This window comes from Micromonospora sp. A200 (assembly GCF_029893845.1).
GTDB lineage: Bacteria > Actinomycetota > Actinomycetes > Mycobacteriales > Micromonosporaceae > Micromonospora > Micromonospora purpureochromogenes.
Genome location: NZ_JARXXY010000024.1, coordinates 1 through 12,457, shown reverse-complemented (window position 1 = coordinate 12,457; position 12,457 = coordinate 1). Strand labels below are relative to the sequence as shown.

Sequence of the window (12,457 nt, the reverse complement as noted above, 5' to 3'; positions counted from 1 at the left end):
CCAAGCCCTGGTGCCGTACCGCTGATCGAAGCTGCGGTGGCAGGGCGGGGTGGGTCCGTACGTGCGGGGAGGGCGGGTGGGCCCACCCCTTCCAACCGCGAGAGAGGCAGGCACCCGATGAGCGCCCGTAACCAGCGGCCAGCCGCGGAAGGTGGCGGCACCTACCGCTCCTCCGCGTACAGCCCCGTGCTGCCATGGCAGGTGCGCGAGCGCCGCTTCAAACTGGTCGGGCTCGGGCGCCGCGGCTTGGAGCCCGCCGACGTTTACTCCTATCTCGAGCGGGTCGCCAACGACATGGCCGCCGTCTACGCAGCGCTGGCCGCGAGTCGGCGGGAGACCGCCGTCATCAAGGACGCGCTGCGCCGCTGGCAGTCCGAGCAGGCCCGCGCCCGCACCGGCCGGGGGCCTGAGGCATGAGCCAGCGGTACGTCATCCACCTGCCGGTCGTCACCACCGACCTGCCCGCCGCGCAGCGCCTCGCGCGGGTGATCGGCCGCTGGCTGGTGGTGCTGCCGCAGACCGACCCGGGGGAAACCACCGTCTCGGCCGAGGACCAACAGAACGTCCGTCACCGGGTCTTCTGCGACCTGCTGATGCCCGGTGGTCGGCGCTGTCTGCTCCGCGCCGACCACGACGGTGCCTGCTCCCGCCGCTTGCGCCGCTGAGCAACGGGCGGTTTAAAACGAGCGGGCCCCGGCGGACTCGTGGACGCATGTGTAGTTCCTCGCCGCGTGTCTGCACGCGGGGTGGCCGCCCGTGAGGGGGCACGGCGGTGAGAGACGTATCCGGGCAGCCAGGTTGCCGGCCCGCAAGCGTCGGTCGGTCCTGATGATCGATCAGGACGCCGAGAGGGAAGAGCAACTCCTGGCCGACCTGGCCTGCGGGCCGTTGCGGGACACTGTCGCAACGACCACGAGGAAGTCGTTGTATCGCCACTGGCCTCATGAGCAGGTGTGGCGGGTGCTGGCGCGAATGGCAGGCATCGCCACATCGAGATCGGAGCGTGACCCCACCGCGCCAGGATGCTTCGGCCGCCGCCAACGTCCTCATCTCGACCAGGTCGGGTGGCTGGAGCGTCGACGCCGCCCTGCAGCACACGTGGCACGGCGTCAGCCCCGCCGTCCGCTCCTGGCTGCACTGCGTCGCGTCGGAAGTCGAAGCCCGCGCCGGAGCCGGAACGGCCAGCCGCCACCAGATCGACCTCGCCACGGCGATCGGCACCGAAACCACCCCACCAGAATGGCTCGACTTCTACGACGCCGGGCGGCTGCACTCCTTTGCCGGCTACGCCGCCCTCGCGTCCGGCGACCACGCCGAGGCCACTAAACAGCTCACGGAGGCCCTCGCCGGCCTGCCCGCGGCGGGCGCCAAGCAGCGCAGCGTCGTCCTCGCCTCCGCACACAGCGACAACGGCGACCGCGCCGCCGACTACCTCAACCAGGCAATGGACGCCTTGAACACCGACTGGTATGGCACCGGCCTGGATCGGGTCAGGGCCGTCCGGCCCGTGCTCAGGGACAGCCGGCACGGCGCTCAGCTCGATGAACGCATCGCCGCCCTCGCCGCGAGCCGAGCCGCCCTACCAGGAAGCTAGGCCGCCGACTCGTTGTGCTTGCGTACCAGCTCGGGCAGCTCAGCCAGCGAGTCGAGCTGAAACAGGCAGCGCTCGCTGACGGTTTTGTCGTCGAGGATGTGTCCCCATGGGCCGCGCCGCACCAGCGCGGTCGCGATTCCGGCCTGCTGCGCCGGCCGGATGTCGTTGTCCAGCCGGTCCCCGACGTAAAGCACCTGATTGGCTGGGCAGCCCGCCTCTGCGACAACGCGTTGGAAGAACGCCGCCGACGGCTTCTCCACACCCCAACCGTCCGATGTGCCGATCACGTCCACCGGCAGATCCAGGGCACGCAGGATCGTCTCGGCCCGCGCCGTCTGGTTACCGGCCAAGCCGACCTGCACGCCCAACTCACGCAGCGCGGCCAGGCACGGCCGAGCATCCGGGTACAGGTCCTCCTCGGAGAAGTGCTCCGGCTGGCCGGCGGCAGCCCTGCGCTCCCGCTCCTCGGCCAGATCGAACCCAGGTCGGAAGACCTGGAAAGTCTCCCGATAGTCCAGGCCACGAGCGATCACCGCACCGAACACGGCCGAAAAGGTGTGCCGAGGCACGCCCAGCCAGTCCGCCCAGGTTCCGTACTCCCGGGACTCGTCGACGATCGTCTCGCCCACATCGAAGAACACGCTCGCGATCACCATGCGATTGTGCGTTTCCTGGGCAAAGCGATCAACAGGGGCGACGCTCCTCGCCGATCGACTGCCATGCAAGCGGCGGCTCGGTGTTCCCGATTTACCGTCTGGTCTAAGCCCGGCCGGATCACTGGAACGCTGGACCGTTGCGAATGAATGCCCTTGACAGCGGCACCGCGGTCGAGCGGTACTGGATATACGTTCCCCGTGCGGCGGTCTCGTTCGCCGGGCCATATCGGTCGATGCGTGGGCGCTCCGTAGGGGCGCTCGCGGTCGTTGTGGCCCGCACTTGAGCGGCCCGTCGACCGGGTGCCGAAGGAACGACAGGAGGACCGCGATGAAGGATCTTCTCCCGGCGAGTTGAGCCGGTGCGCCGCGGCGCCGCGCTTCGGCGTCTGGGCGTGTAGGTGCCGTCTTGTCCCGGGCCGTGTGGGTCCACAGGCCAGCCGGGGCTGACCCCTGCCGGCTCGATTCGCCATTGTCCGAGCATCTCCCGTACACGGCCGTGCAGGTCACGGCTGCGGCGGCCGATGCTGATCTCAACCGCACTGCCGTCCCGGTACTGGGACGGCGGATTCCTGACATCTCCACAGTGGTCAACACCTGCTTGCCGTCCGGCCGCCGAGACCGGCGTGGCCACGGCATCAGCTGCCCGCCGCACGGCCTCGGTATGCCCCGACGGGGCAGGGCCTGCCGCTCCGACCGGTGCCGACCGCGGCGCCGACCACATCTTCGACACGACAAAGGAGTTCCGTTGTTCTCCCGAGTAACTTCGGCCGCCGCCGTGTTCGGTGGCGGTGACAGATTCCGGCTTGACCCACGTTCGGGGGTCGGGCTTGACGTCGGTGTTGGCGTCAGTCTTCAGCCGGACCCCCGAACCGACCCCAGATTCCGTCTCACACCGCAGCTGAGCCCGTCTGTCAGCGTTGGAGCCTTGTCCTGCGACAGACCCTGCCTGGTCTCGGGTCTCTCCCCCTGGGGAGCGGCATCCGCATCGAGGGGAGGGGGTGGCTGGTGGATGATCCGGTTCTGCGGGTGCAGTCGCAGCTGACCGACCGGGACCGGGTGCTGCTGGGCTGGCTGTACGACCACGGGGTGCTTACCTCGTTCCAGATCGCCCGCGCCCTGTTCTCGTCGCTGGACTTCTGCCAGCGCCGGCTGCGCACCCTGTACCAGTTGCGGCTGGTCGCCCGGTTCCGGCCACAGCGCGCCGACGGAGGCTCGTACCCGTACCACTACGTCATCGACCAGCTCGGCGCCGAGGTCGTCGCCGCCGCCCGTGACGAGCGGCCACCCCGCCGCGACCACGCCCGGGCGGAGCGGCGACGCTGGACCTCAAGCCGGAGCTTGGCTCACCGCCTCGGGGTGAACGGATTCTTCACCGACCTGGCCGGCTACGCCCGCACTCACCCCGGCGCTGACCTGGTCGAGTGGTTGTCGGAGGCGGCGTGCCAACGTTCGGGTGCGTTAACCCGGCGGGCGGATCCCGGCCTGGTGCGCGCCTACCAGCCGCGGGTCCGTCCGGACGGCTACGGCCTCTGGGTGGACAACGACGTCATGGTGCCGTTCTTCGTCGAGTACGACACCGGCGGCGAGCAGCTCGCAGTGCTGACCAGCAAACTGGCCGGCTACCGCGAGCTGTTCGCCACGATCGGGCGGGTGTGGCCTGTGCTGTTCTGGCTGCACTCCGCCGCGCGGGAGGCCAACCTGCGCCGTCTGCTCGCCGACACACCACCACCGGTGCCGGTCGCCACCGGCGCCCGCGACCACGCCGCATCGGCGGGTCTGTGTCCCGCTGAGGCGGTCTGGGCCGTGGCCGGCGGGGGAGGGCAGCGGCGGCGCATGGTCGACCTTTCCCGCTACGTCGCCGATAGCCGGGACCACGAGGCGGCGGCATGATCGGCGACAGCGAAGCGGCCGCGGAAGGTACCTCGCCCGCTCGCCGGACAGCAATACGCGTCCGCTCTCAATGTTCTGTCAGCGTCAAGTGGGCCGTGACTGACAGACGGGTGAGAGTGGCGGACCGTTCCGGCGGCGGCAGGGTGGAGGTATCGTCCCGCGTCCGATCCGCGACGAGCGGCCGGTCCGTCTTCGTCACGGTCCCCGACGACGGCTTCCGGACCGTCCACCCGCTTGTCGAACGTCGCTCCGCTGGCGGACGAGTCTCCGCCACGGTCCGGCCGGGGGAGGTGGTCCACCACGACCTCACCAGCACCTGACCCAGACGCCGGTCCGCGAGGCAGCCGCGTCGAGGGCGGCGTCCAGATCGTGATCATGCTCGCCATCGGCGGAGCCGCTGGAGCGGCCAGTTTCACCCACGTCCACAACGTCGCCGCCGCCCACGGCCAACCCGGATGGCTGGCCTGGGCCGACGCGATCGTCCTCGAGCTGATGTCCATCGCCTCGGGCCTCGAACTACGCCGCCGCAAACACGCCCACACGTCGACGGTGTTCCCCGCGAGTGTGCTGGCCTGCGCGGTCACGCTGTCCCTTGCGGCGCAGGTCGTCGAGGCCGAACCGTCACCGATCGGCTGGATTGCCGCGGCCGTGCCCGCGCTCGGCTTCCTCGTCATGGTCAAGATCGCCCTCGGCTACGCCAGCACCGCGACCCCGACCACCACATCCCGATCGACAGAACATGTTCCGGACCGGATCGCGCAGACAGGACATCACGCTGGACCGACCGACCAGAACCGGTCCGGCGGGACGGCGGGGGAGCGGTCCACGGTCCGGACCGTCCACCCACCGGACGCCGGCTCCCCACCTCGCGGACCGGACCGCCGTCACCGCAGAGCAGGCCGCGGACGGTCCGCCTCGCACACCCGCGACCTGGCTGAGCTGCTCCCGGCAGCGCGACACGTCCGCGACCAGCTCGCCGCCGACGGACGCCCACTTACCCGGGCAGTGCTTGCTGAAGCCCTCCGCCATACGGGCCACACCGCCTCCAACACCCGCCTATCCGAACTCCTCAAGATCCTCAAAGCCGAGACGCCCTCGGCGCCCGGAGCGCAGCGCGACCCGCCACCACCGGCTCCGAGCCCCGCACCACCACCGCTGCCACATCGGCAGCAAACGGCGGACAGCAGCCCGATGGACGCCGAGAAACCGGCACGGCCGGGGACTCCCCCTGGCAGCACGTCCCTGGAACCCACGAATCCCCAGACATCCGCAGAACGGTCAGGAGAACACCGATCATGAGCCCCTCCGTGAACCCAACCGAGCAGACCTCCGGCGCCGCGACCGACACCACGGCCATGCCGGTCTCCGGCGAGGTGTGGACCGGCATGCCGCGTCCGCGCCGTCGGCGTGACCACCACCCTCGCCACCGCCGCCTCCGTTCTCGGGATCAGGCGATCCCAGGCCGACCGGCTCGCCGCCACCGACGCCTTCCCCGCGCCCCTAATCCGCGCCGGCAACCGCATCATCGTCCCGCTCGCCGGCCTCCTCCAGCTCCTCCTGCTCGACAACCCCACCCCGCCCGTCGACAGCCGGCCACTTGAGCCCGACGCGAAGGTGAGCGTGGATGCGACGACCACGCCACCAGCGGACTCTTAATCCGCGGGTTCGGGGTTCGAGTCCCTGGCGGCGCACAGGTGATCAAGTCTCTGGCCTGGTGGTTCTCCACCAGGCCGGAGCCTTTTCGTGTCCGTGGCGATGGCTGGGTGCTCGGTGGGTGATCGGGAGCGGTGGGACCGTTCCGGCCGGCGGTGGACGCGGTGCGGTGGTCATGGAGGCGTGCTCTGATGTGGCCGCAGTCCGCCGTGTGGTTCTCGCCGGGCGGGCTGCCGTAGCGCGTCGATGGCGCGGGACTGCTGGTGTCACCCTCGGTGACGACCGTGATGGTGGCTCCGATGCGGCGGTGAGCCTCCACCGGGCTGGCGAGGCCGCTGTATGGCGGGTGGTGCGAGGCGGGCACTCTGGCCTTAAAGATCAACTCGCCGCGGTCCGGTTTGCCTCCATCGTTGTTTTTGCCCTCAGCTCTTCGGCCGGTTCTCTGAACAGTGATCTCCAAAATCGGCCCCAAAACCCCGGTTTGGAGACGAGGGGTGCTTGCAGAGCCCGCCAGTGCTTCGTCCGATGCCCCGCAAGAGGCTCGTCCTCGGCCTCGGTGATCTCGGTTGCGCTGCCCCGAGGCGGTTCCTCTGACCACCCTCCGTTACCGGTCGGCGAAACCGGCTGTCCAGCTGTCGGTGTCTGGAGGGATCATCACAGGATGGGTGACGACGCGGCCGTGCTGCGGTTGTCGCCGCGGCGGTGGCGGATCTTGTCGTTCCTGGCGCAGCACGCTCTGGCGTCGACGATGGATGTGGCCCTGGTCTGTGACGTGTCGCGGCTGACGGCTCACCGGGACCTGGTCTGGTTGCACGAGGCGGGGCTGGTGAGCCGGCAGCGCTCGGAGGAGGACCGTACCCACACCTGGTGGTACAAGGCGACCGCCGAGGGGACCGAGCGGCTCCGCCGTGATTTGGCGGCCTCGGGGCGGCCGGTGCCTCTGCAACTGGGCCGGCGGCATCCGAGCGCGTCGGACGATCTGCTGTTCCTGCCGCTGGTCGAGGTGTCGCGGCGGAATCCGGGGCGGTGTGGGCTGTTCCAGTGGCTGGCGACGATGGACACCTCGGCGTGGCTGCGCCAGCACGATCTGGCGTACCTGCGCGCCGACGGCTATGGCGTCTGGCTTGAGGATGGACGGTGCCTACGGTTCCTGGTGCACGTCGACCGTGGCCCGGTAGGCGAGGTAGTCGCCGAACACGAGAAGCGGACGTACGGGCTGGGCGGGCTGCTGGCCGGCTACCGGCGTACCGATCCGGTGGTGCCGGTCGGGGCCGTGTTGGTCGTCGCCGAGGACGCCGAACGAGAGGAGCAGTTGCTGGCCGGCCTGGTCCGCGAGCCGCTGCGGGCGCTCATCGCCACGACCAACAGGAACATGTTGTATCGGCACTGGCCGAATGAGCAGCTTTGGCGGGTACCGGGCGAGGACGAGCACCGCAGCCGACTGATCGAGATCGCCGGCTGAAATAGAAGGACGTTCCGACGCCGACCAGCATGAGTCGATCCGAGGAGACTCGGAGTGGCGTCAGGTGGCGGCGACTCGTCGGACGCGCTCATCTGCCGAGTTGAGTGTGTCGACCCATCACGATCTTTCTAACGTCCGTCCGTTTTCCCGACATTGGACGACGCTGAGTATCCCTACGATTCTGGGCATGACCCCTGAGGTTGTTTTCTACACTCGCCCACGCTGTCCGTATAGCTTCCGGCTGCGTCGCGCGTTGCGCCGACGCGGGCTTCCGTTCCGGGAGATCGACATCTGGCGAGATACCGATGCGGCTGCTGCGGTCCGCCGCGTTGCCGACGGCAACGAAACCGTACCAACCATCCACGTCGGCGATCGGTGGCTCGTCAACCCGACTGCGGACGAGGTATGCACGGCAGCCGGCTACCAACCGCCGAAGCAACCGCCTGGTAGGGGTTTGTTGGCGCGTCTGCGCGGCCTCATGTAACGCCTCATTGTCGGCGCCTACGGCCGTCCGGGTCCCTGCGGACACGCAAGAATTGACCTTGCCCCTTATTGGTGGTCGGCTTGGCCCTTCGCGCGTTTGTCCGACTACCAAGATCAAGACACTCAAATGCCGCCGACCGTGCGCGCTGGGCCTCGATGCGCCGTGACGCTCGGTCTTCAACAGCAGCTGGCGCGGCTGGGAATCATCCGAGTGGGTCGTCACCGAGCGACCGGCGGCGGTCTTGCGGAACCCGCAGCATGGCGAGCTGTTCATCGTTGACCAGCCGACGCAACCCTGCCCTGCCCGCGCGGACGCCCCGGGCCCGCGCTCAGTCCATGTCGGCCGGGATCGGGTCGAACGACGTCCCGTCCGCCGGGCCCACCTCGTGCAACCGCCCGTCCCGCACCAGGTACACGAAATTGTGCCGGGTCCGCGTGGCGAAGTCGGCCCGCTGCTCGTCGGTCCAGTCGTCGCGGTGGGTGCGGGGGTACTCGGCGTGGTCCGGTTCGGTCAGCAGCCGGACCACGTAGACGGCGTTGGCGCGCACCTCGATACGCCAGCGGTCGTCGGGCCACTCGCCCTCGGCCTCGATGACGCCGTCGACGACGTGGTCGAAGGTGAACCTGTCCAGCGCGGGCGGATACACCCGGCCGGGCACCGGGTCGACCCGCTCGCGCGCGACGGTGGCGTCCTGCTTCAGGAAGGTGTGCACCAGGTACCCCATCCAGAATTCGGCATCGTAGAACTTCTCGTGCTCGTTCCAGGCGATCGCGGTGCCGTCGGCGGTCGGCGCCCACTTGCACCAGTACCCGGGCTTGCTCGGGTCTGGATCCCTGGCGTCCTCGATCTCGTCGCCGTAGCCGAGGGCGTAGGGGCCGGTGGACCGGGGTTCGTGCCTGGTCTCGGCGAACGCCAGCAGGTAGTCGATCTCGTGCTGGTTCAGCGGAGGAGTGATCGTCACCTGGCCGGTGAACGTGGTCTCGTAACCCACGGCGGTTCCCTTCCACGAAGCGCCGCATGTGTATACCAAAGCGTGGAATGCGCTGATCCGAGCGTGCAGGAGTTCGGGAGTGGAGCTGACCGACACGTTGGCGGAGACCCACTGGGACTCGCATCGACCTGCGATTCTCGGGGCGGCCTACCGGATCCTCGGTTCCGAGGCCGAGGCCTGCCTGTCGGCGGCGTGGCAGCGCAGGAGCCGAACGCAAGATCTGAAATCGGCGAAGGCATCCGCTTCTGCCGCAGGTCGTGCGTTGGCAGCTTGAGGGGTTAACGGGCATCCGAAACTGCCGATGAGAGGGTGTGCCGCTGGTCCGGTCTTGACAACTCCAGAAACCCTCGGACTGCATCCTTTACGGCGTTCATCATCCGGCTGCGCCGGTCGGTCTTGGCGGCCCGCCTGACAATCGGGATCCGCCCGGCGGCTCCGCTTCCGTCAGGCATGAGGGCTCGGATCTTCGTCCGGTGACGGCACCCGGGTGGGCGGTACCGGAGACAGATCCCGGCGGGTGCCGGTGATCCCGGCCGCCTGTTCGTGCGCCCGGTTCAGGATCGCCTCCGCCTCCCGTCGGGCGGTGGTTACGATCCCCTCGGCTTCGAGCCGCGCCTCGGCGCGGTGGTCGTTGGCCTGCTCCTCGGCAAGTTTGAGGATCTGTTCTACCCGGGTGCCCAGGCCGCTGAGGGTTGGCCGCTGCCGGTTCCGCCGTCGTCGTTCCGCTGCGACCGCGGTTCCTGTGGTCGTCCCGTCGCCTGCCACACCGGCGTCCTCGTCGCGGTCGACCAGGCCATCCCCGACGAGATCGGACTCGGTCGTACCGACCAGGGAGAGCGCGACGCCGAGCGCGGCGATCGCGACGCCGGACCAGACGGCGGCCGGCCCGAGGGATGGACCGACCGTGGCGCCGACGCCGAGCCCGAAAAGGACGGCGGCAGTCTTGGTCGGCTTGCGCATAGGTCCTCCTCGGGTGGTGCGGGCGTGGGGGCGTCCGGGTTCCAGCATGACGAACGAGTCAACCCGGGTCGGTCCCCGACGGAAGGTCCCGGCGCAAGAGGGGCGCTGGATCAGCCGAGCTCGAAGTCCCCAGTGGCGGACAATCGAATATCCGGATCTGCCGCCGACCGAGCGCTACCTTCTGCCACGGTCGCCTGGCGGACTGCGCCACCCGCTCGTGCCGAGATGAGTGTGTTCATGGAGTCCCCGTAGACGCAGACTGCCGTCATCGCGGTATGGTGCTCGGCCGGCAGGTGATGGCGAGGCGGCGTGGCGTGGCGAGCGGAACGTTCCGAATAGCGGCGGCGCAGACGGGTCTGCGCCGGTACTGGCTGGCCCTGGGCGGGCTGAACGGCGGGCGTTTCGAGGTAGCGGATGGCAACCTCGATGTCAGCTTTGCTCACGCCCGGATCGTTGATGTCGACTTCTCCGGGCTGAGGTTTTCCAGCTTCGGGGCGCATGACTCGATGTTCGAGCGCTGCGACTTCACCCGGACCGCGTTCGACCATGTCTCATTCGGCGCTACGGGCTACGGCGGCGAGCGGTGGGACAGACTGACGTGGCCGGCCACTGTGTACCGGGAGTGCGTCTTCGCCCGCACCCGCATACCTCCGCAAGCCTTCTTCGGCAACGCCCGGTTCGAGCGCTGCACCTTTGACGGCGCCCGCCTTCGCGGCTTGACCTTTACGCACCAGGCGCAGTTCGTCGGGTGCACCTTCCGGGGCAAGATCCAAGACGTGAACTTCTGGGGTACGCCCTCTGAGCACACCGCGGTGCTCGGCCGAGACCGCAACGCCTTCACTGGTAACGACTTCACCGGCGGAGACCTGCTCGGTGTCGCGTTCAAGCACATCGACCTTCACGCCCAGAGATTTCCGGGCCTGCCCGACTACGCCGTCCTGGACCGGGTTGATCAGCGTGTGGCGGCCGCGCTTGCCGCCATGGCCGATTGGCCGGACGAGGAGATCAAGACCGAGGCGGCGTCGTCCTTGCGGTTCGGGGCCAACGACGCGACCGAGTACAACGACGGGCACGCCCTGGTGTCTCGAAGCTGGGTCGGCCGGCGGCTGCCACCGGACGTCCGAGACCAGATCTTCTGGATGCTCGTCAACTACAGCGACGACCAGCAGTAGAGGTCCCGATCGTTGGCCCCTGCCGACCGTGCCAGGTTCCGCAGCTGGGCATACTGATCAGCTTCGTGCTCGTCCAGCAGCTCTTCCTCGGCGTACTCCGCCAACCGTTCGTCGGACACGCCAGCCAACGCCAGGCCGACCTCCGGCCGCACCCGCGTCAGCCACGGTCCGTCAGCTTCGGCGGAGATCACGACATCGTCACCGAACTCGCTGGGATCCCGGCCAGTCAACTCCGCGACCCGACCGGCCAGCCCGTCGATCCACCCCTTGCAGCCCACATACGGCCAGCCGATGCCCGCCGGCCCCGCCGAAAGATCGACACGGTCCAGCTCCACGCTCGACGCCGCGAAGTAATCAACGAGCACGCCCACGGCAAGCCACGGTAGCGGCGGCGAACCAAAGCCGCGAAGCTCGGTCCGGTGAGGCGCCCGAGACTCCGACGCGCACTGATCTGCCGCAGGCGGCGCGCCACTGTGTCTGAGATCGTCACTACCCTCTGCTCGCTGCTTGACCGCTGCCAGGGGTGTTATGCCTGCAGAGAGAAGTGCTTTCAGTCTTCGGGGCGTGCCAAGCTTCGCGGGTGATCTTCTCTTCGGAAGTTCTGGATTCCGCGGCGGCCGATCCAGCTTCTCCGGCCTGGAGTCTGATCTGGGACGAGTCGTGTCACCAGGGAACGTTTGACCCTGCCAGCGGAGCGTTGCTGCCCTGGCTGGCACGAACCTGCGCCAGCTTCGCGCCGGAGAGGCGGGACGGGGTGGTGGCGCTCGCCGGCTTCATCGCGGTGGATGCCACCGACGCGGACCGCGTCGCGTACAGCCAAGAGATCGCTACGTTGCGTAGGCTCGCGGTCGAGTGCCTGCCGGGCGCGTCCACCGACAGAGACTTCGTGTTACTGCAACAGGCTGTGCTCGGCTTCGACGGCGACGAGATCTGGGGCAAAGAACCCGACCTCGTCATCGACGGAGAAGTCGACGTGCAATGTCCCGAATGCGAGGACGAACTGTGCCTGGACCTGATGGCCGAGGACTCCCCAATCGAGCCGTGGCTTACCTCCCATCTTGCCGTTCGCATCCATGCTGAGGCCGTCGAGGCGGGCCGGAACTCGTTGGCGACTGCCTTCACGTACCTCTTCGGCCGGGTCCACTGCCCGAACTGCGGTACGCGATTCGATCTGGCTGACCAGGTAGGCCGTGTTTCATGGGGGTGAAGTGGGCATCCGCATCTGGCACCCCTCTGTGTCAAGTGATGATCAAGAGGGATGTTCTAGGCTGGGGTGTGGCGGGTCCGGGAAGTGACTTTTCCGAAGTGTCGATCTCGGGGTTTGGGTCGGCCGCGCTGGATTGCAGAGTCGCCCCCACGTGTCCTCCCGGACCCGTCCCGACCAGCTTCGCGTCGGCGACCATCTGCCGGTAGACGATGTCGGACAGCCGCCGTTTCAGTGCCCGTAGGGCCTCCATCGGGGTTTTGCCCGCGGCCAGTCTGCGCCGGTAGTAGCGGCGGCCTTCGGTGTCACGGCGCAGCTGGACAATGGCCATGATGTGCAGCGCGCGGTTGATGCGCCGGTTCCCGGCTCTGGAGAGGCGGTGCCGGTTCTG

12 protein-coding genes, 1 tRNA gene and 2 pseudogenes are annotated in these 12,457 nt (G+C 68.6%); 10 read left to right on the top strand and 5 right to left on the bottom strand.

The window, feature by feature from the left end:
• The first annotated feature begins 117 nt into the window (after nucleotides 1–117).
• From M2302_RS22325 to M2302_RS22315, 3 genes are all read left to right on the top strand, one after another.
• Entirely contained in the window at nucleotides 118–417 is a 300-nt protein-coding gene (locus M2302_RS22325; RefSeq protein WP_280839800.1) for a DivIVA domain-containing protein, read from the top strand.
• Nucleotides 414–665 (top strand): hypothetical protein, encoded by a 252-nt coding sequence (locus tag M2302_RS22320; protein ID WP_280839799.1) that lies wholly within the window; start codon nucleotides 414–416, stop codon nucleotides 663–665. The genes M2302_RS22325 and M2302_RS22320 overlap by 4 nt, the downstream gene beginning before the upstream one ends.
• 338 nt (nucleotides 666–1,003) lie before the next feature.
• Nucleotides 1,004–1,594 (top strand): hypothetical protein, encoded by a 591-nt coding sequence (locus M2302_RS22315; RefSeq protein ID WP_280839798.1) that lies wholly within the window; start codon nucleotides 1,004–1,006, stop codon nucleotides 1,592–1,594.
• Here the strand turns inward: M2302_RS22315 and M2302_RS22310 are convergent.
• Entirely contained in the window at nucleotides 1,591–2,250 is a 660-nt protein-coding gene (locus tag M2302_RS22310; RefSeq protein ID WP_280839797.1) for an HAD family hydrolase, read from the bottom strand. The genes M2302_RS22315 and M2302_RS22310 overlap by 4 nt on opposite strands.
• 1,005 nt (nucleotides 2,251–3,255) lie before the next feature.
• Between M2302_RS22310 and M2302_RS22305 the strand changes: the two genes are divergently transcribed.
• From M2302_RS22305 to M2302_RS22290, 4 genes are all read left to right on the top strand, one after another.
• The gene (locus M2302_RS22305; RefSeq protein WP_280839796.1) at nucleotides 3,256–4,140 is read left to right on the top strand and encodes a replication-relaxation family protein; all 885 of its coding nucleotides are present in this window, start codon (nucleotides 3,256–3,258) and stop codon (nucleotides 4,138–4,140) included.
• A 375-nt stretch (nucleotides 4,141–4,515) separates the two neighbouring features.
• Nucleotides 4,516–5,439, top strand: a complete 924-nt coding sequence (locus tag M2302_RS22300; RefSeq protein ID WP_280839865.1) for a DUF2637 domain-containing protein — start codon at nucleotides 4,516–4,518, stop codon at nucleotides 5,437–5,439.
• Nucleotides 5,440–5,748: 309 nt separating this feature from the next.
• A tRNA-Lys gene (locus tag M2302_RS22295) sits at nucleotides 5,749–5,831 on the top strand.
• 623 nt (nucleotides 5,832–6,454) lie between these two features.
• Nucleotides 6,455–7,255: a helix-turn-helix domain-containing protein gene (locus M2302_RS22290; RefSeq protein WP_280839795.1), complete on the top strand. Its 801-nt coding sequence runs from the start codon at nucleotides 6,455–6,457 to the stop codon at nucleotides 7,253–7,255.
• Nucleotides 7,256–8,067: 812 nt separating this feature from the next.
• Here the strand turns inward: M2302_RS22290 and M2302_RS22285 are convergent.
• On the bottom strand, nucleotides 8,068–8,730 hold the full coding sequence (locus M2302_RS22285; protein WP_280839794.1) for a hypothetical protein: 663 nt from the start codon (nucleotides 8,728–8,730) through the stop codon (nucleotides 8,068–8,070).
• Between the two features lie 79 nt (nucleotides 8,731–8,809).
• Here M2302_RS22285 and M2302_RS22280 point away from each other — a divergent pair, with 79 nt between their 5' ends.
• On the top strand, nucleotides 8,810–9,004 hold the full coding sequence (locus M2302_RS22280) for a hypothetical protein (RefSeq protein WP_280839793.1): 195 nt from the start codon (nucleotides 8,810–8,812) through the stop codon (nucleotides 9,002–9,004).
• A gap of 272 nt (nucleotides 9,005–9,276) precedes the next feature.
• Here the strand turns inward: M2302_RS22280 and M2302_RS22275 are convergent.
• Nucleotides 9,277–9,429, bottom strand: a pseudogene (locus tag M2302_RS22275) (cell division protein DivIVA); the annotation flags it as partial.
• 536 nt (nucleotides 9,430–9,965) lie between these two features.
• Between M2302_RS22275 and M2302_RS22270 the strand changes: the two are divergent.
• The gene (locus tag M2302_RS22270; protein ID WP_280839792.1) at nucleotides 9,966–10,862 is read left to right on the top strand and encodes a hypothetical protein; all 897 of its coding nucleotides are present in this window, start codon (nucleotides 9,966–9,968) and stop codon (nucleotides 10,860–10,862) included.
• On the opposite strand, the gene M2302_RS22265 is transcribed toward M2302_RS22270, so the two are convergent.
• Entirely contained in the window at nucleotides 10,841–11,233 is a 393-nt protein-coding gene (locus tag M2302_RS22265; protein ID WP_280839791.1) for a hypothetical protein, read from the bottom strand. The genes M2302_RS22270 and M2302_RS22265 overlap by 22 nt on opposite strands.
• Nucleotides 11,234–11,442: 209 nt before the next feature.
• Between M2302_RS22265 and M2302_RS22260 the strand changes: the two genes are divergently transcribed.
• Nucleotides 11,443–12,069, top strand: a complete 627-nt coding sequence (locus M2302_RS22260) for a hypothetical protein (RefSeq protein ID WP_280839790.1) — start codon at nucleotides 11,443–11,445, stop codon at nucleotides 12,067–12,069.
• A gap of 31 nt (nucleotides 12,070–12,100) precedes the next feature.
• Here the strand turns inward: M2302_RS22260 and M2302_RS22255 are convergent.
• Nucleotides 12,101–12,457, bottom strand: a pseudogene (locus M2302_RS22255) (IS110 family transposase); the annotation flags it as partial.